We start from the raw sequence: 26,636 nt of genomic DNA, 5'->3' as shown, positions 1-26,636 counted from the left end.
CCAGCCTTTAGGGCCGAGTCCGTTCAGGTGGCGCGGCGGGAACGACGCAGGACAGGGCGCCGCGCAGGATCGCGGCGAAGGATTCCGTGTTGCCGGGCTCGAGCCAGCGTCGCCCCGCCACCCGGATGGCGGCGGCGACCGCGGCGGCTGTGACGGCGGGGAACAGGTCTCGCTGGGGGTCGGTGCCGGTGCGGGCGGCGATCGCCTCGGCGAGCGGGCCTTCCGCCATGGTGAACGCCCTCAGGGCCTCGCCCTCCAGCTCGGGCGTCGACATGATCATGCGCAGGCCGGCCTTGTCGGGCTCAGGGTCGGTGTAGAGCTCGATCACGGCCGCGATGACGGCCTGGTCGAGCGGCTCGCCGGCGGGCCGGGCGCGCAGCGCCTGCCCCACGCGGCCGGCCTGGTCGGCCTGGAAGGCGCAGATCGCCTCCGCTCTGCTGGAGAAGTAGTTGTTGTACGTACGGGATGAGACTCCCGCGGCCGTGGCGATGTCATGGACGCGCACCAGGGCCAGCCCGTGAGGGCCCTGCTCGATGGCCAGGCGCAGCGCGGCGTGGCTGATCGCCTCTCGGGTGGCCTGCTTGTTGCGCGCCCGGAGGTCGGGGGCGTCGTCGTTCATGGGAGCGACCCTATCGGATGATGCGCGGCACGCACTAGGTGCGTGACGCGCAAGTTGTGGGTAGAGTGCGACGGGACGCCTGGCACTCGCCCCTGGAGAGTGCCAACCGGCGGGGTGTGCCGGGACGGCGAGGTCCGCCTGTCGGCGGGCCGTCCGTCGCGGGCGCCGTCCCGGACAGCCCCTATCGAGAGCAGGAGCAGGAATGGCTTCGAAGATGATCGCGTTCGACGAGGACGCCCGGCGCGGTCTCGAGCGCGGCATGAACCAGCTGGCCGACGCGGTCAAGGTGACCCTGGGTCCCAAGGGCCGCAACGTCGTGCTGGAGAAGAAGTGGGGCGCTCCCACGATCACCAACGATGGTGTATCCATCGCCAAGGAGATCGAGCTCGAGGACCCGTGGGAGAAGATCGGCGCCGAGCTGGTCAAGGAAGTCGCCAAGAAGACGGACGACGTCGCGGGTGACGGCACCACGACGGCCACCGTGCTCGCCCAGGCGCTGGTGCGCGAGGGCCTGCGCAACGTCGCCGCCGGCGCCAACCCGATGTCGCTGAAGAAGGGCATCGAGTCGGCGGTCGAGCGGGTCAGCGAGGAGCTGTCCAAGCTGGCCAAGGACGTGGAGACCAAGGAGCAGATCGCCTCCACCGCCTCCATCTCCGCCGCCGACCCCGAGATCGGCTCGCTCATCGCCGAGGCGATGGACAAGGTCGGCAAGGAAGGCGTCATCACCGTCGAGGAGAGCAACACCTTCGGCCTGGAGCTGGAGCTTGCGGAAGGTATGCGCTTCGACAAGGGGTACATCGCCCCACTGTTCATCACCGACTCCGACCGGCTCGAAGCCGTCCTGGACGATCCGTACGTGCTGATCGTCAACGGCAAGGTCTCCGCCAATCGGGAGGTGGTGCCGCTGCTCGACAAGGTCGTGCAGTCCGGCAAACCGCTCCTGGTCATCGCCGAGGATGTCGAGGGCGAGGCCCTGGCCACCCTGATCGTCAACAAGATGAAGGGTGTCTTCCGGTCGGTCGCGGTCAAGGCTCCGGGCTTCGGCGACCGCCGCAAGGCCATGCTGGGCGACATCGCCACGCTGGCCGGCGGCCAGGTGATCTCCGAGGAGATCGGCCTCAAGCTGGAGAACGCCACCCTCGACCAGCTGGGCCGCGCCCGCAAGGTCGTGGTGACCAAGGACGAGACCACCATCGTCGACGGTGCCGGTGACCCCGAGCAGATCGCCGGCCGGGTCAACGAGATCCGCGCCGAGATCGACCGGACCGACTCCGACTACGACCGTGAGAAGCTCCAGGAGCGGCTGGCCAAGCTGGCCGGCGGCGTGGCGGTCATCAAGGCCGGCGCGGCGACCGAGGTCGAGCTGAAGGAGCGCAAGCACCGCATCGAGGACGCCGTTCGCAACGCGAAGGCGGCCGTCGAGGAGGGCATCGTCCCCGGCGGTGGCGTGGCGCTGCTGCAGGCGGGCGCCAAGGCGTTCGACAAGCTCGAGCTCAATGGCGACGAGGCCACCGGTGCCGCGATCGTGAAGAAGGCGCTCGAGGAGCCGCTGAAGCAGATCGCCGTCAACGCTGGCCTTGAGGGCGGCGTCGTGGTGGAGAAGGTCCGCAACCTGACCCCGGGTGAGGGCCTCAACGCCGCTTCGGGCGACTACGTCAACATGTTCGAGGCGGGCATCATCGACCCGGCCAAGGTGACGCGCTCGGCGCTGCGGAACGCCGCTTCCATCGCGGCGCTCTTCCTCACCACCGAGGCGGTCATCGCCGAGAAGCCCGAGACGACCTCTGCCGCCCCCGTCGGCGGAGACATGGACTTCTAGGCCGGATCTTCGGGTGGGACCGCTCAGCATTACCTGGTCCCACCCGGAGCGCTGCTCGCCCGGTGAGCCGTCGGTGAGCGTGCGGTGAGCCACTGCCGCCACTGTTGAGCCATCGCCGGATCCGCCAAGGGCCGGCCGCTGAACGAGGAGCAGAGATGAACAGTCTGACCGGCAAGACCGCGCTGGTGACCGGAGGATCGCGGGGAATCGGCCGGGCGGTCGCGCTGCGACTGGCCGCCGAGGGCGCGCTGGTCGCCGTCCACTACGGCGACAACGCCGACGCGGCCAAGCAGACAGTGGCGCGGATCGAGCAGGAAGGCGGCCGGGCGTTCGCCGTGCAGGCCCGGTTCGGCGACGATGGCGCGGTGGACCGCCTGTTCGAGGGCCTGGCCGAGGGACTGGCGAGCAGCGGTCTGGCCGAGGGACCGGCGGGCGGCGGCCTGGACATCCTGGTCAACAACGCGGGCATCGGCTTGGTCAACCCGATCGCTCAGGTCACACCGGAGGAGTTCGGCAGGCTGCTCACGATCAACGTCAGCACACCGTTCTTCGTGATCCAGCGCGCGCTGCCGCTGCTGAACGACGGCGGCCGCATCATCAACATGGGCTCGGTGGCCAGCCGCTTCGCGGTCTCCACGCAGATCGGCTACAACATCAGCAAGGCGGCACTGGAGTCGATGGCCCCGTCCCTGGCCAACGAGCTCGGCAGGCGCGGCATCACGGTGAACACGGTCGCGCCCGGCGCGGTGCGTACCGACATGACCGCGGGCTACAACACCATCCCCGAGGCGGTCGCCCAGATCGAAGCGATCACCGCGCTCGGGCGGCTCGGCGAGCCCGAGGACGTCGCGGACGTCGTCGGCTTCCTGGCGGGCCCGCAGGGCCGATGGGTGACCGGCCAGACCATCGACGTCTCGGGCGGCACCTACCTCGGCCCGATCGCCACGGTGTGACGCATTCCCCCGGGATCAGCTGACCGCCCGCGGAACGCGGCTGTCGCGCAGCAGTCCGTCCATGAGGACCGCCAGCATTTGCCCGACACCGGCCCGGTCGGCGGGCGACTGCTCGTGGGCCCAAGCGACACCGGCGGCGAGGCGCAGGATCGTCGAGGCGTCGATGTCATCCCGGACAGCGCCGTCGCGCTGGGCTGTTGCCACGAGTTCGTATGCCGCGGCGCGCATGGCCTGGCATGGCGAGTCCGATGGCGGCGTCTCGTTGTGGAGCGCCGTGGTGACGCTTGCCGCCAGCCCTCGATACGTCATGAGGTGGTTGACGAAGAGCTTCAGCCAGACCGCGAGCGCCTCGTGCGGCGGGCGCTTGGCCTGTAGCTCGGCGGCTTCGGCGGCGAGGGCCTGGTAGCGGTTGTCGAGGACGGCCTCCACCAGCGCCTCGCGGGTGGGGAAGTGGCGGTAGAGAGTGCCCGAACCCACGTCGGCGTCGCGGGCGATGTCATCGAGCGAGGCATCCACACCCGCGCGAGCGAACGCCGCGCTCGCCGCGGCGAGCAAGCGAGCCCGATTGCGCTGCGCGTCCGCCCGCATCGCACGCGGTGCCCTTGTGTCGCTCATAGCTCCCCTTTCGGCCGAAGCGATTGTACCGGGGACTGTCTCCGGATAGCATCATCGCTTACCGGAGACAGTCCCCGGATAGCAGTCGTCGGGTGTGCGGAGGTTTCGGTAGTGATCACGAAAGTGAAGGCGAAGCTGGGACGCGTTGGAGTGTGGCTTGGCGGACCCCACGTGCACGGCGCGCCGGTCGAGAGCTGGCGCCACGCCGTGAGGCGCGTTGAGCAGCTCGGATACGGTTCGCTGTGGGGGCCTGAAGGAATCGGTGGCAAGGACGCCCTGGTCAACGGAGGCATTCAGCTCGCCGCGAGCAGCCGATTGATGATCGGCACGGGAATCGCCAATATTTGGACGCGCCATCCAGCCACGATGCAGGGCGGTGCCGCGATGTTGGCCGAGGCCTACCCTGGACGGTTCGTCCTCGGAATCGGCGTCAGCCATCGGTTCCTGGTCGAGGCCAATGGGCTGGACTACAGCCATCCCCTCAAGATCATGCGGGACTATCTCGACAAGATGGACCAGGCGAAAACGCGTAACCCGCCGCCGGAGCCGTTTGTTCGGGTGTTGGCCGCCTTGCAGCCCAAAATGGTAGAACTGGCTCGCGACCTTACCGACGGCGTTCATTCGTTCTCGGCCCCGGTCGAACACACCGCTCTTGTCCGTGAGGCTTTGGGGAGCGATAAATTGCTCATCCCCGAGCAGGCGTTCATCATCGAGCCAGATCCCGAGCAAGCTCGTGCCATCGCGCGGCGATACCGAGGCAAGGCCGGCCCCGATTCGCCGTACGCGCGCAACTGGTTACGTCTCGGCTACAGCCGGCAGGACATCGCCGACGGGGGAAGTGATCGGCTGGTCGACGCGCTGGTCGCGTGGGGCACCCCGGAGGCCGTCGCCGCGCGCGTTCAAGCGCAACTCGACGCCGGCGCCGACCATGTGCTTGTCCATCCCATCGCCGATGACCTGACCACGGCCATCAGGCAACTCGAACAACTTGCGGCGGCCGGCGTCAACCTGTGACCAGGTCCATGCGGAGGAACTCGGTGATGCGGAGCAGCCTCGGTGGGCGCGCCACCTCATCGGGGAGTGCTTGGAACGCCTCATCTTCTCTGACGAGGCGTGGGGCGGTGAGTTCCACCTCCCTCCCGTCGGTCCGGAGCCGCGCGGCGCCGGCCGCCAGGACGTTCCGCACCCAGTCCGAGCGCGACCCGTACACCAGGACGAACAGGTAGCCGCCGTCGACGGGATGCGCATCGAGCGGCGTGCGATACGTCGCGCCAGAAACGCGGCCGACGTGAATCAGCACCGGCCACCTCCCGCCCGCGATGGCGCGAGGGTTGAACATTCTCTTGTTCACGTGCCCCCACCACTTCGGCATCGGCATCGGGATCTCCTTTCGCCCCGGCGGGGCGCGTCATTGGTCAGGCTTTTGCCGATTCCCGACTTGCCGACCGGAGAGGCTTACACCAGTAAGGCGACTTACGTATGTAAGATTGGCTTACGCTTGTAAGGCTGTCAACCGCCTACACTCCGGAGCCGTCGTGTCGCCACCACCACAACCGCTCAGCAGAGGTCTCGTGCTGGAAGCGGCGATCCGGGTCGCCGATCGCGGGGGTGTGGAGGCGATCACGATGCGTCGGGTCGCGCAGGAGCTGGGCGTGGAGGCGATGTCGCTCTACCACCACGTACCGAACAAGGACGCGATCCTCGACGGCGTGGTCGACATGGTGTTCGCGGCGATCAAACTGCCCAGTGTCGAATGCGACGATTGGCGCGACGCGATCCGTACGCGCGCTTCCTCCGCGCGTGCGGTCCTGTCGCGGCACAGCTGGGCTCTCGGCCTCATGGACTCCCGTCGCGACCCGGGTCCGGCGACGCTACGCCACCACGACGCCGTTCTCGGTGTCCTGCGGGAGGCGGGGTTCACGCTGCCGATGGCGGCGCACGCGGTCTCGCTCATCGACAGCTATATCTACGGGTTCGTCCTGCAGGAGGCGAACCTGCCGGTGACGACGCCGGACGATGTCGAGGAAGTGGCCGGCGGCATCCTTCGGCACCTGCCGGAGGAGTTGCCGTACCTCACAGAGATGATCCGCGACCACGCTCTGCGGCCGGAATACGACCACGCCGGCGAGTTCGGCTACGGACTGGACCTGGTTTTGGACGCGCTCGAAGCTCGCCGGAGGTAGTGATGATCTCTTGGACCGTGGGCGACATCACGATCCACCGGGTGGACGAGATCGCCTTGCCTCCCCAGACCGGCCCCTGGCTGCTGCCCGGCGCCACCGCGGACGTCGTCGCGCGGCACGCTTGGCTGCGGCCCGACTTCGCCGACCGGGACGGCGTCCTGCGCCTGGTCAGCCAGAGCTTCGCGATCTCGGCCGACGGGCTGCGCATCCTGGTGGACACCGGGATCGGCAACGGCAAGACGCGGGAGAACCCGGCGTGGCACGACCTCCGGACCGGCTACCTCGATCGCCTCGTGGCCGCGGGCTTCCCGCCCGAGTCCGTCGACATGGTGATCCTGACCCACCTGCACACCGATCATGTCGGCTGGAACACCCGGGCGGAGGGTGGCGAATGGGTGCCGACCTTCCCCCGCGCCCGTTATCTGACCTCTCGCGCAGAGAGGGACTTCTGGGCCGGATACGACATGGACGAAGCGCGGCGGCAGATGTTCCGCGACTCCGTGCATCCGATCGAAGAGGCGGGGCTGCTCGACCTCGTACCCGTCCCGGCCGAGGGCGCCGAGGTCGCCCCCAGCGTGCACCTGGTCCCCACGCCGGGTCACACTCCCGGTCACGTCGCGGTCCGGCTGACCAGCGGCGGCGAGAGCGCGCTGATCACCGGCGACTGCGTGCACCACCCCGTCCAACTGCTGTACCCCGATATCGGCAGCTGCGTCGACATCGACCCCGAGCAGGCCACGGCCACCCGCCGCGCCCTGCTCGCCTCGCTCGCCGGCGCCGGCGCCGGCGCCGGCGCCCTCGTGCTGGGCACCCACTTCCCCCCGCCGACCGCGGGCCGCGTGATCGCCGACGGCCCGGCCTACCGGCTTGCGCCCGTCCCGCCTAGTCGACCAGAAGGCGGTCGACCAGGGCGTTGACGTAGTCGGGGGTGAGCGGGCCCATGCCGAACAGGACCCGGACGTACATCGGGGCCAGCAGGTGGTCGAGGATGTCCAAGCCCTCGGGCGGCTGCTCGCCGCGGTCTCGGGCGCGGTCCAGCATGCCCTGCAGTTGGCGCCCGCGTTCGGCGACGAACGCGTCTCTTGCCTGTACGCCGGCCTCTCCCCCGGTGGACAAGGCGATGACCAGGCGCAACACCGCCAGCCCGTCGGGCCCGGTCACGTCGCGCGCGACGCCGGCCGCGTAAGCGCGCAGGTCGCCTTCCAAACTGCCGATATCCGGTATGGGCGAGGTGGTGGTGAGCCAGGTGATCGCCACGTCCGTGAGCAGGGCCTCCAGAGTGCCCCAGCGGCGATAGACGCTGGTGTCGGCCACCCCGGCGCGGGTGGCGACGTCACCGACGGTGAAGTTGCCGTGGCCGCGTTCGGCGATCAGGTCGGTGACCGCGTGGTGCACCGCGGCGCGGACGCGGGCGCTGCGCCCGCCGGGCCGGCGAGTCGGCTGCTGTTCCACCATGCCCACAGCTTAACGCAGTCACGACTTGCGTTTGCGAGTTATGGCGTCCTAAAGTCCCCCTAACGCAGTCATCTACTGCTTTAGGAGTGGCCATGCCCCCGCTGTTCTTTCCCGACAACCCTCAGTTCTGGTACGAGACCCTGCGCACCTTCGGACACATCGCCTACGGCGGCGCCGACTTCGGCGAGGTCGTGATCACCTGTCAGCGGATCACCGCCGGTGACTACGACAGCTGGCACGACGAGTGGCTGGCCACCGCCGACCGGGTGGCCGCCGAAGGGCGCGGGGCGCTGGCGGCCGGGCACCGCGTCAGCGCCCGCGACGCCTTCCTGCGCGCCTCCAACTACTACCGCTGCGCCGAGTTCTTCCTGCACGGCGACGCGGCCGATCCGCGCATCCGGCACGCGTACGACGCCTCAGTGGACTGTTTCCGCCAGGCGGCGGCGCTGTTCGCCCCGGTCATCCAGCCGGTGGAGATCCCGTACGAGGGCACCGTCCTGCCCGGCTACCTGTACTGTGCCGACGACTCCGCCACGGCCAGACCGACCGTGGTCATGCACAACGGGTTCGACGGCACGGTGGAGGAGATGCACTTCTTCGGCGCGGCCGCGGCCGTCGAACGCGGCTACACCGTGCTGACCTTCGACGGCCTCGGCCAGCCGGGCACCCGCCACCATCGGGGCCTGATGTTCCGTCCCGACTGGGAGAACGTGGTCGGCCCCGTACTGGACTACGCCCTGACCCGGCCCGAAGTCGACGGCGCCCGCGTCGCGCTGCTCGGCTGCAGCATGGGCGGCCTGCTCGCGCCCCGAGCCGCCGCCTTCGACCAGCGCGTCGCCGCGCTCATCGCCTTGGACGGGGTCTATGACCTGGGCGACATCTCCACCGCGCCCCTCCCCTTTCCCCGTGCCGAGGCCGAGCGCCGTCTGCGTGCCGAGCACGATCCGGAGTTGGACGCCATCATGACGGCCGCCATGGCCGTCGTGCCCATGCTGCGCTGGGCCGTCGAGCACGGCATGTACGCCATGGGTAGCGACACCCCGCGCGCGTTCGGCGCCGCCTACCTGGACTACCACCTGCGCGACGGCATCGCCGAGAAGATCGCCTGCCCGACCCTGGTCTGCGCCGGGGCCGACGACGGGTTCTTCAAGGGGCAGCCCGAGCTGCTGTACGAGCACCTGACCTGCCCCAAGACGCTGCTGGAGTTCACCGCCGAACAGGGCGCCGACGCCCACTGCCAGTCCGGCGCCCAGCGACTGGCCTTCGCGCGCGTCTACGACTGGCTCGACGACGTGTTCGGCACGACCGCCTGATCCCCCGCTCCCTTCCTGGAGAACGACATGACCATCGCCATGATCGACCGCGCTCTCGACATGACCGCCGCCATCGTCAAAGGCATCACCGACAGCCGGCTCCACGCCCCCACCCCCTGCGCCGACTGGGACGTGCGTACAGAGCTCAACCACATGGTCGGCGGCATGCGCGTCTTCGCCGCCGAGCTCACCGCGACCGACGCGGGCGGCGAGCACGAGGATGACTGGCTCGGCACCGACCCGCAGGCCGCCTTCTTCACCGCTGCCGACCTCGACCGCGCCGCCTGGCATCGTCCCGGCGCCCTCGACGCCACCGTACGTTTGGGGTTCGGAACCGTTCCGGGGCCGATGGCCGCCCTCATCCACCTCACCGAAGTCCTCGTCCACGGCGTCGACCTGGCGCTCGCCACCGGCCAGGAGCATCTCGTCGACGAACGGTCGTGCGGCGAACTGCTCACGATCATGCACGGCTTGGACTTCGACACCTTCCGCCGCCCCGGCATGTTCGGCCCCGCGGTCCCCGCCCCCGCCGACGCCCCCGCGCACCGGCAACTGCTGGCCTTCCTCGGCCGCGACGTCCCAGCCCGCCGGGGGCGATGAGTTCGCGGCACGCCTTCCGACCACACGTCAACGGGAGGTAGCCGTCACAGCAGCGCGACACACAGTCAACCAGCGGCTGCGGAGCCTGGATGTGCTGGTCGGGGAGTGGGACATGGAGGCATCGATCGACGGGCAGCCGATGGGCCGGTCCACGGGAGATGTTCACCTGGCACGACAGCCGGGGGTTCCTCATCATGCACGTCGATCCACCTCAGGCGATCGCCCGCAACACCGCCTACCGGCCGGCGATGGACGCACTGGACCTGCTGGAGCGGTACGCCGACATCCCGAATACCACCCGCCACTACGACGCCGGCGAGAACGTCCCCATCCAAGGGGTGGTGCCGGACGGCCGGCCCCGGTACCGGCCTTCGGCTTCGTCGGTCAGCTCGTCCCACGTCGGCGTAGTGCTCAGCGTCGTTGAGCAGTTCGAGCTCGTCGAGCACTGGACGATCCTGGAGGACGAGCGAACCGGATCAGAACGTAGCGGTAGTGATCAACACCCCGTCCCGAGAATGCACACAGCCGCAGGCAGCGGCCTTATCCGACCGAAATTTCGTCAGTGCTACCGGGATCCCCCCGTCCGTGGCCCAGCCCTGCCGATCTCGCCGGAGATCGGCAGCCAGTAGTAAACGATGAAAGCGGCGATCACGGACACACCGAGGACGGGAACCAGTGAGCCGAGGAGTGTTCCGGTGCCGATCCAGGCAAGCGCGAGCAGGAATCGCCTGCTGATCGCTCTCACACCAGCGGGATCGATGTTCTTGAGGAGCAGCCGATGATCACGCCGGGCATGCCACCAAATGATGTTGAACAGAGCGGCCGCCAGTTCGAACGCGATGCCGTGAAGGAGGATCGCGGTGCGCTCCCCCTGTCCGTCGCGAAATGAATTGGCCAAAACTGCGGCGGCGAATGGGAGGAGCGCGATGTCCATCAGCAGCAGTGTGTTCAGGAACAATATCAACCGGTCAGCATGACGGATGTGATCGAACATGACGTGATGATTGGCCCATACCTGTCCTATCAGCATGAAAGTGATGACATAGGACACGTATGACGGCCAGAGTGCGGCAAGGCCCTGGAGCAGGTGCCGGGTGTCCTCCGGTGGGTGAATCTCCAGAACGAGGAGAGTAACGGCGATGGCGATGACCGCATCACTCAACGCAACGACCCGCGCGGGATCACGTTCGATCGGGTCAGGCTCACGGCGAGGCCTTCCAGTCACGACCGTCCCTTTCGATGTGGATCTTGGCGATGCCGGCGTTCGTCAGCGCCAGCGGCATTCCCCGACGTGGCACCGGGACTGCGGCGTGTCAGAGGAGGCCCATCGCGCCCCGACCAGCCCGATCGCGGAAGGGCGATGAGCGGTACTGGGCCGATGGAGATGGGATTTGGCTGCGAGCGCGTGGAAGTGGCCGATGCTGCCCGCCCATCGGCGCTGGAGTAGTTCGCTGCTCGGTATTGCTCGCATCACATGTCCAGGACGCTGTCGGTGGTGGGCCGGGCGCAGCAGGGGAGCACCTGCCCATAGGCCGGAGGTTCCAGCGGGGCCGGGGGTAACCTCGCCGGACAGCAGGGGCGTGATGCAGGTGTGGCATAAGCCGGTGCGGCAAACTCCGGCGGGTTCGGATGCCGCAGGCTTCGGCGAGTTCGAGCAGGCTGTGGCCGCCGGTGGTGATGGCGCTATCTGTGACAGCGGCGGTCATGGCAGTCGGCCGCGGGCCCGCGCAGAGGCGGTGTGAACCACGTGGCGGACCGCCCCGAGCCGCTTGCAGATGGCGGCGATGGAGGTCTCGTCGGTGAGGTCGACGGTCTCGGTGGTGGTCCTGGGCTCGTCGGCGTAGACGGAGGCCAGAGCCTCCTGGTCACGGCTGGCAGCGATCACGTGCGCCCTCGAACCCGAGAGGCGAGCGCAAGGGCGCTGGCGATCCCGCTGCCCCGGCCGATGACCAGAACAGTCTGGTCCTTCAGCGATCCGCTCATGCCAGCGTTCTTGCGAGGAAGTCGCGGATGTGGCCGGCTGCGGCGTCGAGATGGCTTTCAAGCAGGAAGTGCCCGCCGTCGAGCAGACAGATCTCGGCACTGGGCGCGTCATCCCTGAAGGCACGCGCGCCTTCAGGGATGAAGATCTGATCGTTGCGGCCCCAGACGGCCAGCAGCGGGACGTGGCTGTCGCGCAGGTAGGCGTGCAGCTTCGGGTACAGCGGGAGGTTACCGGCGTAATCGGCGAACAGCCGCAGCTGGATGAGGTCGTTGCCGGGCCGGGACACCAGGGCGTGGTCGTGATACCAGGTGTCGGGGCTGACGACGCTCTCGTCGGCCACTCCGTGCAGGTACTGCCAGCGGATGGCGTCCAGGGTCAGGGCCTGCCGGACCGCTGCCTCGGTCTGCGGGTTCTGGTCCTGCCAGTACGCGCGTACCGGTTTCCAGAACTCCTCTCCAAAGCCGGCCTCGTAGCCATTGCCGTTCTGGGTGATGATCGCGGTGACCGCGTCGGGGTCGGCCAGGGCGAGCCGCCAACCCACGGGCGCACCGTAGTCCTGCACGTACATCGCATACCGCGTAACCCCGAGCTGGCTCAGCAGAGCTCCGGTCAGGCCAGCCAGGGCATCGAAGGTATACCCGAACTCGCCGGCGAGCGGCGCGTCGGACAATCCGAACCCCAGGTGATCAGGGGCGATCACCCGATAGCGGTCGGCCAGCAGCGGGATCAGGTTGCGGAACATGAACGAGCTGGTGGGAAAGCCATGGAGCAGCACCACGGCAGGCGCGTCGGCCGGGCCTGCTTCCCGATAGAACAGCCGCCGCTCGTGGACGGTGGCGTAGCGGTGGTGAACGGTGGTCATCGCATGCTTCCTGGAAGACTCGGCATATCTAGACCAACGGTGGTACCCGCCAGGCACGCGGCATCCCGACAGTTGACCATCATCTTGACCAACTTTTATGGCCCCAACCCCCACGCTGAAGAGCCGCTCGTAGATCCCCCGCAGATGACCCTGTTCACCTCGGCGCGCGAGGCTGAGGCCCTCGCGTCCAGCGTTGAGAACGCGGGCAGCTCCAGCCCGTCTCCGGGACATCGGCCAGCTTGGGAATGCAGCCCATCCGCTGATACGACTTCAACATCACCAGCAGCGCGAAGTGATGGTCCTCCGACTGGGTGCGCTCGGCCGCCCACGCGGCCTCCGCCTGGCTCGGCAAGAAGAACACATGCGGCTCGCGCGCCGTGATCAGCCGCTTAAACCGCGGATACGCCGTCCGCTCGATCGAGGCCACCCGCCGCCAATCTCCCCGAGCTCGGCCTCAACCCCCGATCTACCTCGCTCACCGTAGCGACGGTCTCAACCCACCCGCCCCAAAGTCACCACACCGCAACCGGTACACCTTCAAGATTGCGATTGTGGGTTTGGAGCCTACCTTGGCTGCACCCGACCCATCGCCCGATCTCTGGGAGGGCGCCGGTGAAGTGCGTACCGCCGAGCTCCCTCGCCCAACCTCCTGACCACAGGCGGCGCGCGCCCGACCTCCTGTCCGCAGGCGGTTGAAGCCACCCGCTGCCGGTCAGCCGATCGGTGGGGCGGATCAGCCGTTCGGAGGGGCGGAGAAGTGAGCCGCTGGTTCATGCCACGGGTTGATGTGTGCCGTGCTGCCTGCTTGAGAGGCTGACGACCTCCAAACGGAAAGGGGCGAGCCACATGTCAGAAGTGGGCGACGGGCGTACGAGCCTGCCGGGAGCCGCAGCGGTGAGTCGGCGTGGGCTGCTCGCCGGTGCGGGTGCCGCGGCGGGCACCGCGGCGGCCGGCACATGGGGCGCCGCGGCGGCGTTGGCGCAATCGGGCGCGGCGGAGTCTGCTGCGGCGGAAGCGGAAGCGGCGATGTTCGGGCCGGTGACAGTACGTCCGGGCGACTTTCGCTACGACAACCTGTTGCGTGGCAACAACTTCCGGTTCGTCGGCCGGCCGGAGGAGATCCGCGTGGTCGGGTCGACCGATCAGGTGGTGCGCGCGGTGTCGGAGGCGGTGCGGTCCGACCGACGGGTCGCGGTGCGCAGTGGCGGGCACTGCTTCGAGAACTTCACCGCCGATCCGGCGGTTCGGGTGCTGCTGGACCTCTCGCCGATGGACGAGGTCGGCTATGACGCCGGCCGGCGGGCGTTCGCCGTGCAACCCGGAGCCACCCTCGGTCAGGTGTACCGGACGCTGCTCAAAGGCTGGGGCGTGACGATCCCCGGGGGCGGCTGTCCGGAAGTGGGTGCCGGTGGGCACTTCGCGGGCGGCGGATACGGACCGCTGTCCAGGCGGTACGGCTCGGTGGTGGATCATCTGTACGGCGTGGAGGTCGTGGTGGTCGACCGCGACGGCACCGCCCGCGCGGTGGTCGCCACCCGCGAGCCGGACGACCCGCACCGCGACCTGTGGTGGGCGCACACCGGTGGTGGTGGCGGCAACTTCGGCGTGGTCACCCGCTACTGGCTGCGCTCCCCCGGCGTCGCCGGCACCGATCCGTCCCAGCTGCTCCCGGAGGCGCCGCAGCGGATGCTGCAGCACGTGGTCATCTGGTCCTGGGAGCACATGACCGAAAAGGCGATCACCGGACTGCTGCGCAACTTCGGGACCTGGCATGAGCGCAACAGCGCGCCCGGCGCTCCGTACGCCGGACTGTACGGGATCCTCCAGCTGTCGCACCGCGCCGGCGGAACCGTCATGCTGGTCGCGCAGATCGACGCGGACCTTCCCAATGCCGACAGCATGGTGACCGGCTTCGCGTCCGCGGTGACCGCGGGCCTCGACCTCACACCGGCGCTCGACATCCGGCGGACGATGCCCTGGTTGCACCGGATGACCTGGCCGGGCACCGGCGAGCCGGGTGACGTGATCACCCGGCGCTACAAGATCAAGGCCGGCTACCTGCGACGATCATTCACCGAGACCCAACTCGCGGCCGCCCATCGCAACCTGACCAACTCCACCGGCGGCTCCAACGCCGGCATGCTGCTCATCGGCTATGGCGGCCAGGTCCGCGCGACAGCGCCAGGGGCCACCGCGATCGCCCAGCGAGACGTGGTCATGAAGGCGGTCTACCAGACGATCTGGGAAGACGAGAAGGATGACAAGGCCAACCTCGCCTGGGTTCGCGGCTTCTACCACGACGTTTACGCCGAGACCGGCGGCGTGCCCGTGCCCGGCGAGGTCAACGACGGCTCCTACATCAACTACCCGGACGCCGACCTGGCCGACCCGGCGTGGAACACCTTAGGTGTGCCCGCGCACACGCTCTATTACAAGGACAACTATCCACGCCTCCAACGGGTGAAGGCCCGGTGGGACCCGCGCAACGTCTTCCGGCACGCCCTGGCCATCGAGCCTCCTCAGGCGGGCTGAGCCGCGTAGGGACGTGCCGATGTGGAGGTTAGATTCCCCGCTCGGGGGCCGGCGACGGACGTGGAGGCCGCGGATGTGCGATCCAGCGACACGGCGGCCCGTACCTGCACCGAAATGGTGGCTTTCGCCGCTGGAGGAGCACGCGGATGAGTGATCCAGCGGTACGGTGGCGTGTGCCTCCACCGGCATGGTGGCCTGTGCGGTGGAGGAGGCCGCGAATGAGCGATCCAGCGACACGGTGGCCCGTGACGGTGACCGTCGGCCCGTATGCCTTGCTGGCGCTTCTGGCCGGCGTCACCGTGGCCATCAAGCGGTCGGCGGGCGCGTCCCCGCTCGCCGACCTGGTGCTGTGCGCGCTGCTGGCGGCGTGGATGCTGGGAGTCTTCACGCTCCGCCCCGCCTGGCGCGAGCGCGTGCCGGTGATGGCCGTGTTCTTCGCCGTGCTGATCCTGCTCACGGCGATTCTGGTGGTCAGGGACCCGTGGTTCGGGTTTTTCACCCCTGCCGGATACATCTACGCCTTCCGGGTCCTGCGCTGGCCGTGGCAACCGGCCGGCGTCGCGGCGGTGGCTATGGTGGCGGGCACGGCGCAGGCGTACGACGTGGACAAGACCACATCTGTGGGGCTGATCACGTATGTCGCTGTCATGGCCGCGAATGTGATCCCTATGTGTGGCTTCGCCTGGTTCGCTCGGCGTAGTGCCCAGCAGAACGACGAGCGCAAGCGGGCGCTGGAAGAGGCGCGCGAAGCGAACCGCAGGCTGGAGACGACACTGACGGAGAACGCGGCCCTGCACGAGCAGTTACTGGCGCAGGCCAGGCTGGCCGGCGTGCACGACGAGCGGCGGCGGATGGCGCGGGAGATCCACGACACGCTGGCGCAGGGACTCACCGGCATCATCACCCAACTGCACGCGGCCGAGCACGCCGGCGACGACCCGGCGGAATGGCGCCGGCACGTCGAAGCCGCGACCAGGCTGGCCGGGGAGAGCCTGTCCGAGGCGCGGCGATCGGTGGACGCGCTGCGTCCTGAGCCGCTGCGGACCGCGCGGCTGGGCGAGGCATTGGCGAGCGTGGCCGGCCGCTGGTCGGCACTGAACGAGATCCCGGTCCAGGTCACGACGACCGGCACGGCGCGGCCGATGCGCCCGGAGGTCGAGGTCGCGTTGCTCAGAACCGCGCAGGAGGCGCTGACGAACGTGGCCAAGCACGCGCGGGCGACCCGGGCGGGGGTGACACTGTCGTACATGGAACACGAGGTCGCTCTGGACGTGCGCGACGACGGTGTCGGCTTCGACCCGGCCTGCCTCGGGGACGGTGGTGGCGATGGTCCGCGTACGGCTCACCTTGGGTTTGGGCTGATCGCGATGCGGCAGCGGATCGAGGGCCTGTCAGGCACGCTGCAGGTGGAGTCGGAGCCCGGTGCCGGCACGGGGATCTCGGCCCGTGTCCCCGCTGAGTGGGCCGAGCCATGAGCAGTCCGGATGGCGTGATCAGACTGCTGGTCGTCGACGATCATCCGGTGGTCAGAGACGGCTTGAGCAGCATGTTCGCTCGCGATCCGGACTTCGAGGTGGTCGGGGAGGCCGCCGATGGAGCCGAGGCGGTCCGGCTCGCCGAGACGCTACGGCCGGATGTGGTCCTCATGGATCTGCGGATGCCCGGCATGGACGGCGTGAGCGCGACAAGAGAGCTGGCCGGGCGCGGGACCGGGGTGCGCGTGCTGGTGCTCACGACGTATGACACCGACAGTCACGTGCTGCCCGCGATCGAGGCTGGCGCCACCGGCTACCTGCTCAAGGACGCTCCCCGTGACGAGCTCCTGCGGGGGGTCCGGGCGACGGCTCGGGGCGAGGCGGTTCTCGCGCCGTCGGCGGCGGCTCTGCTCATGAGCCGAGTACGCTCTTCCGCCTCGGGGCTGCTCAGCCGGCGGGAGCTCGAAGTACTCCAGCTGGTGGCGGCCGGTGGCACGAACCGAGAGGCGGCGGCGCAGCTTTTCGTCACGGAGGCCACGATCAAATCCCACCTGCTGAACATCTACGGCAAGCTTGGCGTCGGCGACCGCGCCGCCGCCGTCACCGAGGCGTTCAACCGAGGATTGCTCGTCCCCCGAACACCGGAACAACCCTGACGCGGTAGTGATGTGACACGGCTGCCGGAAGGAACCGCACCGGTGCGCGCCTGCGCAGACGCGATGTCCTCTGACGAAGGGAACAGGCTGGAGGGGGCAGCAGCTCGCTCCGCTTCGTACTCCCACTACTCCACGTCACCGTCAACGCTCTGGGCGCAGTGATCTGCGCCGAGTGCGGGACGTTAGCGAGCGATGAGTTCGGGCTTCTTGCCGGGGGCACCGATCGTGGCGTGGAAGAGGCCTCCGAGTAGGGCGCCCGCGGCAAGGGCGCAGTGCCAGGGGCTGCTTGTGACGTGCCGCGGTTGATGTCGCTGTCTCTGCCGCGTTCTTGTCGTGCTGGCTCGGCAGTTGGTTGATGCGCGGGTGGGCGTTAGGACGATGCCGGGCTCGGCCCCGGCATCGTCCATCCGTCCGTCGACGTGGATATCGTGATCACCATGACATCCCGAACCGGCGAATCACCTCAGCTGGCCGCACTCCGCAGTCTGCTGGGCGAAGAGAAGCCGCCCTCACCGTCCCGCGCCTGGCGGGCGATACGTGAGCTGGTCGTCATGGATTACGGCATCGGCACCACCGCTGCGACCGAACTCGCCGCCGACTTCGCCGTGATAGCGGAACCGCCGACGGACAGACTGCTCAAACTGTGGCCGGCCGTTACCGACCGCGGCGAATTCGCTCGACTCCTCCTCGCTCCCGCCTTCGCTCGCGAGCACCGCACCGAGCTCGACCTCGGCAGGAAACACACCTTAGAGGGTGTGGGCCACCTGACAACGCTCCGCCGCCTGCGGATCTCGCGCCGCAAGGACATCACGGTCCTGGACGGGCTCGCCACCCTCCGCAACCTCATCCATCTCGATCTCGACCAATGCCCTGAGATCTCTGACCTGGCCCCGATCGTCGGCCTCACGGAGCTGACCACACTCAACCTGGGCGGCTGCCGCGCGGTCATTGACCTCGCCCCGCTCAAGGCGCTCACCGGCCTCGAAAGGCTCGATCTGTCCAGGACCGGCATCAGTCATCTCGCCGACCTGACGGAACTCGCCGCTCTCACCGAGCTGAATGTCTCCCGATGCGTCCGTCTGGAAGACCTCGAAGGGCTCGGCGACAAACCGGCCTTGACCACCCTGAAGATCGAGGGATGCGCCCGGCTCACGTCCCTGCGGGGCCTCGGCACGCTTCCCGGGATCACCCGCCTCAGCCTGACGGGCTGCGACGAGCTAACCGACCTACGAGGGATCACCGGCCTCACCGGGCTGGAAGGGCTGGTGATCTCCGGGTGCGCCGGTCTCGCCTCGCTCGAAGGCGTCGAACAACTGCCGTCGCTCCGGTGGGTCTCGATCGTCGACAGCCCCGAGGTGCGCGATCTCTCGCCTCTGTCCGCCGTGCCCGCGCTGCGTAAGCTCCTCCTCTCCGGGCAGCCTGTCACCGACGCCTCCTCACTCCCCCGCTCGGCATCGCTGAACGAGCTCACCCTCCGCTACTGCGACATCCTCGACAACCTCGACGGGCTCGGCGGCCTGCCCGCACTGTCCGATCTGTGGTTGGACGGATGCGGCGGGCTGCGTACGCCGGGAACCGGCCACGATCTGCCGTCGCTGCGCCGGCTGACCCTGTGGAGCAGCCCCGCGCTGGAAGACCTCGGCGGCATAGCCGACCTTCCGGCACTCGCCGAGCTGTCGTTGTTGAGACTTCCGGACGACCTCGACCCCGCAGGTCTGCGCGGCCGAGCCCCGTTCAAGACGATCCGCACCCATCGCGACCACGATCCCCGATGGCAGGCCGCCATCTCGCAGGCGCTCGGCAAGAAGGTGCGGATGGTCAACGGCTGGCTCGAAGTCCTGGACGAACCGCTGGATGCTTGACGCCGACCGGCCGTCACATGGCGGGGCCCGCGGACGCAACCGATGAGGACGTCGCCGACGTGCAAGGCTTACAACCCCACGGGGTAGGACTCGTGTCGTACGGAGCCGGCGATCGCCTGACCTGTAACCCTCGAGCCACACCAGGATGAACCGGCATCGGGCACTACCGGTAGTTCGTTGAACCAACGGTGGTTCGTAGAGACATAACCCATGACCTGGCGAACGGTGTCGATCAGTACTTACAGGTCAGCGAGTGGTTTCGCCCAAGCTCACCACAAGTGTGGGAACGAAACGTGCACAGGTGCGTGGCGTGTTGATGGTCACCGTGGTGGTGGGTGGAGGCGCGGTCGGCGGTCAGGTGGCCAAGTGTCGGGCTGAGGCGTTACGGCCAGGCCGAGGACATCGCCGCCTCGGTGACTTGGGTGGACGAGGCCATAAGGGGCCCGGCGAAGGACTTCCAAAAGCTGGTGGACAAGCTCGTCAAGGAGGTGTTCTGCGGCGGGCAGACCGGGACGGCCGACGAGGCCGAGCCGGCTCAGTAGACGGGGCCGAGCACGGCGGACCCGTACGCCGTGCGGGCGGACTTCTTACAGTCGTGCGGCACGGCCGCCGGAAAGGGCCGCGCCGGTGCACACTGAAGCGCGCACCGGCGCGGGCCGGATGAGGGCGAACCTGCCCGCGTGAGGCGGGAAGGTTCACCTGCCCGTGCGGGCGTGCCGCCGGTCCCAGCTCATCCACCCGGAGGCGGCGGGCTCAGGCGGTTCCCTTCTCGTCGGTAGATTTCGCCACGTCTTCGGCCATGAGAGCCAGGACCTTGACGTGGCCGACGGTGAAACGCCGAGCCGGCTCAGGCTGCGTGAGCCCCAGGCCCGACTCGGCCGCGGGGACCAACTGCTCACGCAGGGCTCGCATGATCTGCGCGCGCCCGGTGTCCGGCAGCGTTCGCAGGTCAACAGCCCCGAGGTTGGCGCTGAGGACCAGCTCGAGGTGTTCCTTGGTGGCCGCGTCGTCGACGGATTCGAGCAGGACTTGGACCACCCATTCGAACAATCCGGACGACGCCGTCCACGCGTACTCGTCGGAGATGAAGATGTCGCTCGCCATCAGGGAGCACCCACGATGAAGACGTTGCGGCCCAGCGGTTCGATGAAGGCCTTCACGATTTCGATCTGGGCGGGTGTGAACAGAGCGACGTCGACTGGCACGAATTGCGCCTTCGACAGGTGCGACTGAATCTGGGCCTGCAGGTTCGGCCATTGCGCCTCGAAGTGCGCCGCGGGAAGCCCGCTGCCCACCGCGTCATAGGACCGCTTGTACTGGTCGAACCAGTCCTCGCTCGTGCCGCTCGACCGGAAGAGCTGCACGCCGCGCGCTTGCTCGATACGGAGTGCGGTTTCCATCTCCTCTTTCCGGAATCTCCCGCCTTGCGCCGCGTCCATCCCCAGCGCCTTGCGGCGCATCAGCTCCACCAGTCGGGCTCTGAGGCTGCCGAGCGTGACCTTAGCACCCTCGAGCGCCTCGAGATCGGCCACCGCCTGCGATTCGAGCCCGAGCACGGTCCCCGATTCGAGGCCCGTCTCGGCCTCCAGGCCCGCTACTGCCTCCTCGACGCCGACGCCCGTGCGCACGGAGTTCCGGAAGGCGACCACGCTCTTGGCGATCTTGCCGATGACCAGCGGGCCCAGGATCTCGCCGGCGACCCAGGCGCAGCCCGAGGCCTTGAAGTTGGCGCAGTCGATGACGTCGCCGAGCACGACGTGCACCAGGTTGCGGAACGACTCCTGGATCACCTTCCGCACGTCCATGTGCAGCGTGCGGTGCTCGATGAAGTCGACGTCCTTGGAGACCAGGTTGTCGCGGACGCAGTCCGCGTCGGTCGCACTCGTCATCTGACACGTGATGACGCTGTAGTACACCGTTCCGTGGATGTGCAGCGGGATGTCCATGTCGCACGTCCCGTCGCCACCCCAGCCGGTGGTGCACGACCCGTTCCAGGAGTCGACGGTCAGGTCGGTCGACACCTGCGTCAGCGCGAAGCCGCCCTCCCAGGTGGCGATGCGCTGCCTTTCCTGGGTCTCCTTGTGCGCCTGTGCCTCGGCCCTTTCCGCTGCGGCTTGCGCCTCCTCAGCGCTCTGCCGCGCGTTCTTGGCGGCTTCCTCCGCGGCCGTCGCGTCGGCTTCCGCCTTGGAGGCGACGTCGCGGGCGGTGGCGGCGTCGGCCTCCGCCGCGCTGGCGGCGGCGCGGGCCGAGGCGGCGTCCAGTTCGGCCGCGTCGGCCGAGTCGCGGGCGTCGCTGGCGTACCCTTCGGCGGCGGTGGCCGCCGAGTCGGCGGCCGCGGCATCGGCGGTGGCCCTGCGGTCGTACTCGACAGTGTTGGCCTCGGCCTTCACCGCTGCCTTGGCCGCGGCCGCCGCCTCTGCCGCCGAGGCCTGCGCCTGGGCGAGCGAGGCCACGGCCTTGGCCGCGGACTGCGCGGCTTCGGACGCCGCGACGGCGGCGGCCTTGGCGTCGGCGTCGGCCTGCTCGGCCAGTAGCGCGGCCTCCTTGGCGGCCTTGTTCGCCTGGGTGGACTTGGCCTGGGCGACTGCGGCCTGCTGGGCGGCGAGCGTTTTGGACGCCTGGGCGGTCAGTACGGCCAGGCCCGCCGAGGCGTCGGTCTCCTTGTACGGGGAGCCGAGCTCGATGGCGTCGTTGGCCGGCTTGATGACCTGAGCGGCCGAGTCACGGGTGGCCACGGCCGCCTGGGCGGTGGCGTAGGCGAACCCCGCGGTGCGGACCGCGCTGACGTGCGCGGCGTCGGCCTCCTTGCGGGCGACGATGGCGTCGGCCCTGGCCTTGACCGCGTTCGCCACGGCGGTGTCGGCGTAGGCCTTGGCCTCGCGGGCGTTGATTCCCGCGGCCCACGAGGCCGCGATGGCGTCGGCCGCCGCAGCGTGGGCCTTCTTGACGGCCTCGTTGGTGATCTTCACGTCGCGCTGGGCCGCGTCGGAGGCGGACCGGGCGCGAGCCGCGGAGGCCGTGGCGCGCGTGGCCGCCTCACGGGCGGCGGCCGCGGCCGCGGTGGCCTGGTCGGCGGCGGCGCGGGCGTTGGTCGCGGCGGTGGTCGCCCGGTCGGCCGCGGAACGCGCCTGCGTAGCGGCGGTCCTGGCCCCCTCGGCGGCATCGGTGCCCTCGGCGGCGGCGGCGTACGCCTCGCGGGAGGCGGCCTTGGCCTGCAGGGCGTCTCGGGTGCTCTCGGCCTCCACAGCGGTGTTTCGGGCCGCGGCCGCATCGCGCTCGGCCTGCTCCGCCGCTTCCCTCTTCTCGGCGGCCGTGTTACCGGCGCCTTGGGCGGCGCTGAGCGCGTCGGCGGCCTTGGTGCGTTCGGTTTGGGCTCTGGCCTCGGCGTTGGCGGCGTTGGTCCGCTGCTGGGCGGCGATGTTCTTCTGCCGCTCGGCGTTGTCGCGCTCGGCCTCGGCGATCTCCCGCTTGGCCTTGGCGTCGTCGGCGGCGGCCTTGGCCGTCTGCTCGGCGTCCTCGGCCCTGGCCTGGGCGTTCTTGGCCTTGGTCGCGTTCTCAGCCGCGAGTGCGGCCTGCGTGGCGGCGCCTTCGGCGGCGGCCTTGGCCTGCGCGGCGGCCTCCTGGGCGGCCATCCGCCGGAACTCCGCCCGTGAGGCGTGCGCCTGCGTCTCGGCCAGCGCCATCAGCGTCTTGCTGTCGGCGGCCGAGGCACGGGTGGCGTTGGCGGCGGTCTCGGTGGCCTTGGCCACGGCCTGCGTGGCGGCGGCCGAAGCCCTGGTCACCTGGACGGCCTGCTGGCCGTAGAGCAGACCGCGCCCTCGGGGCAGGCTGGCGGCGTCGGCGATGGCGTACGCGGCCTGCTGCGCGGCCACGGCCGCGGCGGCGTGCCGCTGCGCCGACTGTGAGGCCCGCGAGGCGACGAACACCCGGCCCAGCGACATCGCCTGGGCCTTGACGATGTCGTTCTTGACCTTGGCGAACACCGCCGCGCTCGGATAGGACGGGGTTCCCGACGGCTGCTTGAGCCAGTAGGCCTGCCAGTCGGCCAGCCGGACACCGATGATCGACTGGCCCAGCGCCTCGCCCAGGGCATGGGAGGCGACCTGGAGGTCGGTGGCGGCTTGGGCCTCCTCGGCAAGGATGCTGTCACGCTGGGCGCGCTGGCCGTCGACCTCCTGCTGCCACTCCGCCGAGGCCTTGGCGAACTCAGCGGTCAGCACCTCGTGCGGGTCCGGCGGGTTGTCGGTGGCGCAGGAGGCGTAGCGGGCCTTGAGGTTCTCGACGTCGACCCGGAACTCCATGCTGTCCGGATCGGGCGCGCTGGTCGGGAAGCCGCCGCGCTCCAGGAAGGCCCGCGCGTCGTCGGCGTACATGGGGTGCAGGAAGGACATGTCCTTCCACGCGTCCCGCCCCTTGTCGTCGTCGCCGCCGGCGGGGTAACGCTCCTTGGCGATCGCGTTGACCGCGTCCACGGATTCCTTGGCGGCCAGCGGGGTCTGGTCGGCGTAGAAGTCCTCCTCTTCCCGCCAGTACTGGCCGTCGACCCAAGAGGACAGGCCCACCTTGGTGAAGGGGTTGTCCTTCTGCTCGATCCACTGGAACGCGGCCTCCGTGTAGCCCTGCGGAGGCGGAACGTTGAGCGACTCCTCCCAGACGGTGTGCCGGTCGTTGAGCTCGTTCAGCTTGGCCGAGGCCCGCTCTTCGTCCTGCTCGTAGGCGGTGTGCAGCGGGGTCGACGGGGTGGTCTCGTAGTCGGGGGCGGCGTTGCGCAGCAGGATGTCGTCCGTGCCGCCCAGCCCGGCGCGGGCGACGGCCTTCAGATCCTGGCCGCCCTTGCGCTGTACGACGGTGAGCAGGCACTGGGCCGCGCGGACCGACGCGGCGTGCGCCAGGTCGTACTCGGCGGCGTCAGCGAAGGCAGCGTCGGCGAGGGCGGAGTCGGCGAAGGCGAGCGCCGGGCCGGCGCCGGGCAGGGGTGCGAACTGCACGCCGGCGATGACGACGCCGACAGAGGTGAGGGCCGCGGCCGCGGCGCGCAGCCGTCCTAAAAGAGGGCGCCGGGTACGGCGCGATGAGGCAGTGGTGGTGTGCATGGTCAGCTTTCAGCCGCTGGTACGGGAATGGAGGTGCTCAGAAGAAGGCGTTGAAGGCGTTCCAGCCCGCGTTGCCGATCTTCTCTTTGGCGGCGAAGGGAGCCGAGGAGACGCCGGTGCCCTTGAAGAGCCACAGCGCGCCGGCGGAGTCGCGGGCGATCAGGTCGGCCTTTCCGTCCCCGTTGTTGTCGCCGGTGGAGACCAGGGCGGTGTAGGCGTCCCAGCCGGTGCCCGCGCTGATGCGGGCGCCCAGGATCTGCTCGGCGGTGATGCCACCGGTCCCCGGATAGATGTAGAGGGTGCCGGCGGTGGTCCTGGCCAGCAGGTCGTTCTTGCCGTCGCCGGTGTAGTCGCCGTAGCCCGCCAGGGCGTCCATGCCGTTCCAGCCGGCGGTTCCGGCCTGGACGCGGGCCGCGAGCCCGCCGTCGGTGCGGCCCGGGTAGAGCCACAGGGCGCCGGCCGTGTCCCGTGCGATGATCTCGGGCGCGGCGCTGCTGCCCATGTTGCCCGGGGTCATGATCAGGTTGTAGCCGTCCATGTTCGAGGCGACGGGCATGGTGGAGGTGCCGCGCTCGGCGGTGTAGTAGAGCTCGCCGCCCAGACGGAAGAACAGGTCGTTCCTGGTGCCGTTCTCGGAGGTGTTGGCGCGCAGGATCGCGGTCGCCGCGGAGAAGCCGCCGCCGAGGTCGACGGCGGCCTCGAGGCCGCCGGTGCTCTTGGGCTCATAGGCGAGCAGGTGACCGTCGCTCGCCCTGCGTACGAACAGGGGCAGCATGGGCGCACCAGCCGCGGCGGACGCGGCGGGCGCGGTGAGCAACGAGCCCAGCACGGTGAGCAGGACCAGCGCTGCCAGGGTTCTGGCACGAGCTAACGCCCGGTTTACGGGTTTGGACATTCGATGTGACCTCGTATGGCTAGGAGGGGTCGACCTCGCGGGTGGCGTACTCGCTCTGCCCGCGAGAATGTGTCCAAGATACACAGTTACGGAGCACATGCTCTGTTATTCTGGTGGGCGTGCCTCGCCCTCGGGTTCATGATCTGGATCACTTGCTGGACGTCGCCGAGCGACTGGTGGTCGACGGCGGGCCGGAGGGCTTGACGGTGCGCGGGCTGGCGGCGGCCTCCGGGGTGTCGAACGGGGCGATCTACCACGCGTTCGGGTCGCTGCCGGTGCTGCTCGGGCGGCTGTGGCTGAGGGCGGCGGAAGAACTTCTCAATCTGCAGATCGAGCTCGTCGACGCGGCGCGGGGCGACGGCCATGAGGCGGCGGTCGAGGCGGTGGTGGCGGCGGCGAGCGCGCCCGCGGTGTTCGCCGACCGGCGGCCCATGGCGGCGCGGCTGCTGATGACGACGCGACGTGACCAGTTGCTCGGTCCCCAGGTTCCGGAGGAGCTGGCCGAGGCGATGTTCGCCCTGGACAAGCGGCTGATGATGTTGCTGTCCGGGCTGGCGCGGGCGTTGTGGGACCGAGCCGACAGGGCGGGCGTCGAGGTGATGACGCTGTGCGTGGTCGAGCTGCCGACGGCGATGTTCCGCCGGACGTTGACCGCGCCGTCCGCGGATGGCCCGCCCGAGGTCGCCGCCGACAGCCGGGAACGACTGAAGGCCGCGGTCCGCGCCGCCCTCACCCTTCCGCCACCGCCCCCGCACGTCGGCTAGCACGTCCCCACGGGGCCGATCCGACCACCCCCCTGGCCCGCGCGCTCTCGCCCCGCTTCATCGGCGTCCTGCCGCCATCTCCTGGATTTCCAGCCACCCCACTCCTCGCGGTCGGCCACTCCAGGTGTACCTTTGACTCTGTGACCCGATTCGAGAATCCGGTCAACGGGTCACTGAGGAGATGTGATGAGCGACGAGCGGGCCGACTTGATCCTGGACACCGCCGCGGAGCTGCTGGTCTCGTGGGGATACCGGCGGGTGACGATCGAGGATGTCGCGCGCCGGGCCGGGATCGGCAAGGGGACGGTCTACCTGCACTTCAACACCAAGGAAGTGCTGTTTCTCACCGTGTTGTTGCGTGAGCAGGCGCGGCTGCTCGACCGGTTCCTGGCCGCCTTCCAAGCCGACCCGTCCCACGTGCTCCCGAGCGAGCTGGCCGGCCTGGCGTACCGGCTGGTGCACGAGGACCCGCTCGTCCACCTGATCATCACCGGGGACCCCGAGACGCTCGGTGCGCTCGTCCGGAGCGGCGCCGAGCATGTCGGCCCGCTCATGAAGGCGCGCGTGCGGACGATCTCCGATTATTTCGAGGTCATGCGCGAGCACGGTGTCGTCCGCGACGACCTGGCGCCCGAGGCGCTCCTGCACGCGTACACGGCGATCCTCAGCGGGTTCCTGATGATCGATCCGTACCGGACGGACGACGAGATCTCGCTGGCGGCCAGGGGCGAGCTGATCGCGTACACCGTCAGGTCGTCCTTCGAAACCCCCGACGCGGCCGAGCGCGTGCGCGGCGCCGTGCCGCAGGTGCTCGAGCTCTACCGGAACATGCGCGAACTGCTGATCGAGGAGATCGGCCGGCAGAAACTCACCTGAGCTTCACCTGAGTGGAGGCATCGTGAATGTCGTCAACCTGTTAGATCCGGCACTCATGCAGGACCCCTTCGGCGGCTTCG

26 protein-coding genes are annotated in these 26,636 nt (G+C 69.2%); 15 read left to right on the top strand and 11 right to left on the bottom strand.

Annotation, left to right across the window (positions count from 1 at the left end; genetic code table 11):
- Window positions 1-7: 7 nt before the first annotated feature.
- Window positions 8-619, bottom strand: coding sequence for a TetR/AcrR family transcriptional regulator (locus ACQP2T_RS31745; RefSeq protein WP_433508577.1), 612 nt, complete (start codon window positions 617-619; stop codon window positions 8-10).
- Window positions 620-821: 202 nt separating this feature from the next.
- Between ACQP2T_RS31745 and groL the strand changes: the two genes are divergently transcribed.
- Both groL and ACQP2T_RS31735 read left to right on the top strand, forming a co-directional pair.
- Window positions 822-2,438, top strand: a complete 1,617-nt coding sequence (groL, locus tag ACQP2T_RS31740) for a chaperonin GroEL (protein ID WP_433508576.1) — start codon at window positions 822-824, stop codon at window positions 2,436-2,438.
- Between the two features lie 155 nt (window positions 2,439-2,593).
- The gene (locus tag ACQP2T_RS31735) at window positions 2,594-3,391 is read left to right on the top strand and encodes an SDR family NAD(P)-dependent oxidoreductase (RefSeq protein ID WP_433508575.1); all 798 of its coding nucleotides are present in this window, start codon (window positions 2,594-2,596) and stop codon (window positions 3,389-3,391) included.
- A gap of 15 nt (window positions 3,392-3,406) precedes the next feature.
- Here the strand turns inward: ACQP2T_RS31735 and ACQP2T_RS31730 are convergent, their stop codons facing one another.
- Complete coding sequence (locus tag ACQP2T_RS31730) at window positions 3,407-4,006, bottom strand: TetR/AcrR family transcriptional regulator (protein WP_433508574.1); 600 nt, start codon at window positions 4,004-4,006, stop codon at window positions 3,407-3,409.
- Between the two features lie 111 nt (window positions 4,007-4,117).
- Here ACQP2T_RS31730 and ACQP2T_RS31725 point away from each other — a divergent pair, with 111 nt between their 5' ends.
- Complete coding sequence (locus ACQP2T_RS31725; RefSeq protein ID WP_433508573.1) at window positions 4,118-5,020, top strand: TIGR03620 family F420-dependent LLM class oxidoreductase; 903 nt, start codon at window positions 4,118-4,120, stop codon at window positions 5,018-5,020.
- Here the strand turns inward: ACQP2T_RS31725 and ACQP2T_RS31720 are convergent.
- Complete coding sequence (locus ACQP2T_RS31720) at window positions 5,010-5,384, bottom strand: nitroreductase family deazaflavin-dependent oxidoreductase (RefSeq protein WP_433508572.1); 375 nt, start codon at window positions 5,382-5,384, stop codon at window positions 5,010-5,012. The genes ACQP2T_RS31725 and ACQP2T_RS31720 overlap by 11 nt on opposite strands.
- Before the next feature lie 193 nt (window positions 5,385-5,577).
- On the opposite strand from ACQP2T_RS31720, the gene ACQP2T_RS31715 reads away from it, so the two are divergent.
- Window positions 5,578-6,189 (top strand): TetR/AcrR family transcriptional regulator, encoded by a 612-nt coding sequence (locus ACQP2T_RS31715; RefSeq protein ID WP_433508571.1) that lies wholly within the window; start codon window positions 5,578-5,580, stop codon window positions 6,187-6,189.
- A gap of 2 nt (window positions 6,190-6,191) precedes the next feature.
- Window positions 6,192-7,106: an MBL fold metallo-hydrolase gene (locus ACQP2T_RS31710; protein ID WP_433508570.1), complete on the top strand. Its 915-nt coding sequence runs from the start codon at window positions 6,192-6,194 to the stop codon at window positions 7,104-7,106.
- On the opposite strand, the gene ACQP2T_RS31705 is transcribed toward ACQP2T_RS31710, so the two are convergent.
- The gene (locus ACQP2T_RS31705; protein WP_433508569.1) at window positions 7,072-7,644 is read right to left on the bottom strand and encodes a TetR/AcrR family transcriptional regulator; all 573 of its coding nucleotides are present in this window, start codon (window positions 7,642-7,644) and stop codon (window positions 7,072-7,074) included. The two genes, ACQP2T_RS31710 and ACQP2T_RS31705, sit on opposite strands and share 35 nt — an antisense overlap.
- Before the next feature lie 92 nt (window positions 7,645-7,736).
- Between ACQP2T_RS31705 and ACQP2T_RS31700 the strand changes: the two genes are divergently transcribed.
- From ACQP2T_RS31700 to ACQP2T_RS31690, 3 genes are all read left to right on the top strand, one after another.
- Entirely contained in the window at window positions 7,737-8,957 is a 1,221-nt protein-coding gene (locus tag ACQP2T_RS31700; protein ID WP_433508568.1) for an alpha/beta hydrolase family protein, read from the top strand.
- Window positions 8,958-8,984: 27 nt separating this feature from the next.
- Window positions 8,985-9,557, top strand: coding sequence for a TIGR03086 family metal-binding protein (locus ACQP2T_RS31695; protein WP_433508567.1), 573 nt, complete (start codon window positions 8,985-8,987; stop codon window positions 9,555-9,557).
- 158 nt (window positions 9,558-9,715) lie between these two features.
- A complete protein-coding gene (locus ACQP2T_RS31690; RefSeq protein WP_433508566.1) occupies window positions 9,716-10,186 on the top strand; it encodes a hypothetical protein in 471 nt (156 codons plus the stop codon).
- Here the strand turns inward: ACQP2T_RS31690 and ACQP2T_RS31685 are convergent.
- From ACQP2T_RS31685 to ACQP2T_RS31670, 4 genes are all read right to left on the bottom strand, one after another.
- Window positions 10,123-10,719, bottom strand: a complete 597-nt coding sequence (locus ACQP2T_RS31685; protein WP_433508565.1) for a TMEM175 family protein — start codon at window positions 10,717-10,719, stop codon at window positions 10,123-10,125. The genes ACQP2T_RS31690 and ACQP2T_RS31685 overlap by 64 nt on opposite strands.
- A gap of 540 nt (window positions 10,720-11,259) precedes the next feature.
- A complete protein-coding gene (locus ACQP2T_RS31680) occupies window positions 11,260-11,442 on the bottom strand; it encodes a hypothetical protein (protein ID WP_433508564.1) in 183 nt (60 codons plus the stop codon).
- A gap of 94 nt (window positions 11,443-11,536) precedes the next feature.
- On the bottom strand, window positions 11,537-12,403 hold the full coding sequence (locus tag ACQP2T_RS31675) for an alpha/beta fold hydrolase (RefSeq protein WP_433508563.1): 867 nt from the start codon (window positions 12,401-12,403) through the stop codon (window positions 11,537-11,539).
- A gap of 154 nt (window positions 12,404-12,557) precedes the next feature.
- Window positions 12,558-12,830, bottom strand: coding sequence for a DUF4158 domain-containing protein (locus ACQP2T_RS31670; RefSeq protein WP_433508562.1), 273 nt, complete (start codon window positions 12,828-12,830; stop codon window positions 12,558-12,560).
- 419 nt (window positions 12,831-13,249) lie between these two features.
- Here ACQP2T_RS31670 and ACQP2T_RS31665 point away from each other — a divergent pair, with 419 nt between their 5' ends.
- The 5 genes from ACQP2T_RS31665 (at window position 13,250) to ACQP2T_RS31645 (ending at window position 19,470) form a co-directional block, all read left to right on the top strand.
- The gene (locus tag ACQP2T_RS31665; protein WP_433508561.1) at window positions 13,250-14,935 is read left to right on the top strand and encodes an FAD-dependent oxidoreductase; all 1,686 of its coding nucleotides are present in this window, start codon (window positions 13,250-13,252) and stop codon (window positions 14,933-14,935) included.
- Window positions 14,936-15,153: 218 nt separating this feature from the next.
- Window positions 15,154-16,410, top strand: a complete 1,257-nt coding sequence (locus ACQP2T_RS31660; protein WP_433508560.1) for a sensor histidine kinase — start codon at window positions 15,154-15,156, stop codon at window positions 16,408-16,410.
- Window positions 16,407-17,066, top strand: a complete 660-nt coding sequence (locus tag ACQP2T_RS31655) for a response regulator transcription factor (protein ID WP_433508559.1) — start codon at window positions 16,407-16,409, stop codon at window positions 17,064-17,066. Before ACQP2T_RS31660 ends, ACQP2T_RS31655 begins: the two co-directional genes overlap by 4 nt.
- A gap of 437 nt (window positions 17,067-17,503) precedes the next feature.
- Complete coding sequence (locus ACQP2T_RS31650; RefSeq protein ID WP_433508558.1) at window positions 17,504-18,928, top strand: leucine-rich repeat domain-containing protein; 1,425 nt, start codon at window positions 17,504-17,506, stop codon at window positions 18,926-18,928.
- A 335-nt stretch (window positions 18,929-19,263) separates the two neighbouring features.
- Complete coding sequence (locus ACQP2T_RS31645; protein WP_433508557.1) at window positions 19,264-19,470, top strand: hypothetical protein; 207 nt, start codon at window positions 19,264-19,266, stop codon at window positions 19,468-19,470.
- Window positions 19,471-19,681: 211 nt separating this feature from the next.
- On the opposite strand, the gene ACQP2T_RS31640 is transcribed toward ACQP2T_RS31645, so the two are convergent.
- The 3 genes from ACQP2T_RS31640 to ACQP2T_RS31630 are packed head-to-tail and all read right to left on the bottom strand — an operon-like array spanning window position 19,682 to window position 24,916.
- Window positions 19,682-20,032 (bottom strand): hypothetical protein, encoded by a 351-nt coding sequence (locus ACQP2T_RS31640; protein ID WP_433508556.1) that lies wholly within the window; start codon window positions 20,030-20,032, stop codon window positions 19,682-19,684.
- Window positions 20,032-24,021 (bottom strand): hypothetical protein, encoded by a 3,990-nt coding sequence (locus ACQP2T_RS31635; protein ID WP_433508555.1) that lies wholly within the window; start codon window positions 24,019-24,021, stop codon window positions 20,032-20,034. The genes ACQP2T_RS31640 and ACQP2T_RS31635 overlap by 1 nt, the downstream gene beginning before the upstream one ends.
- Before the next feature lie 37 nt (window positions 24,022-24,058).
- Complete coding sequence (locus ACQP2T_RS31630) at window positions 24,059-24,916, bottom strand: FG-GAP-like repeat-containing protein (RefSeq protein ID WP_433508554.1); 858 nt, start codon at window positions 24,914-24,916, stop codon at window positions 24,059-24,061.
- Window positions 24,917-25,035: 119 nt separating this feature from the next.
- On the opposite strand from ACQP2T_RS31630, the gene ACQP2T_RS31625 reads away from it, so the two are divergent.
- Both ACQP2T_RS31625 and ACQP2T_RS31620 read left to right on the top strand, forming a co-directional pair.
- On the top strand, window positions 25,036-25,680 hold the full coding sequence (locus ACQP2T_RS31625; protein WP_433508553.1) for a helix-turn-helix domain-containing protein: 645 nt from the start codon (window positions 25,036-25,038) through the stop codon (window positions 25,678-25,680).
- Between the two features lie 186 nt (window positions 25,681-25,866).
- Window positions 25,867-26,556 (top strand): TetR/AcrR family transcriptional regulator, encoded by a 690-nt coding sequence (locus ACQP2T_RS31620; protein ID WP_433508552.1) that lies wholly within the window; start codon window positions 25,867-25,869, stop codon window positions 26,554-26,556.
- The last annotated feature ends 80 nt before the right edge of the window (window positions 26,557-26,636 follow it).

It is taken from the genome of Nonomuraea sp. CA-143628, from assembly GCF_050942315.1.
In the GTDB taxonomy this organism is placed as follows: Bacteria; Actinomycetota; Actinomycetes; order Streptosporangiales; family Streptosporangiaceae; genus Nonomuraea.
The sequence above is the reverse complement of the archived record's forward strand: the minus strand, read 5'-3'. Positions and strand labels throughout refer to the sequence as shown.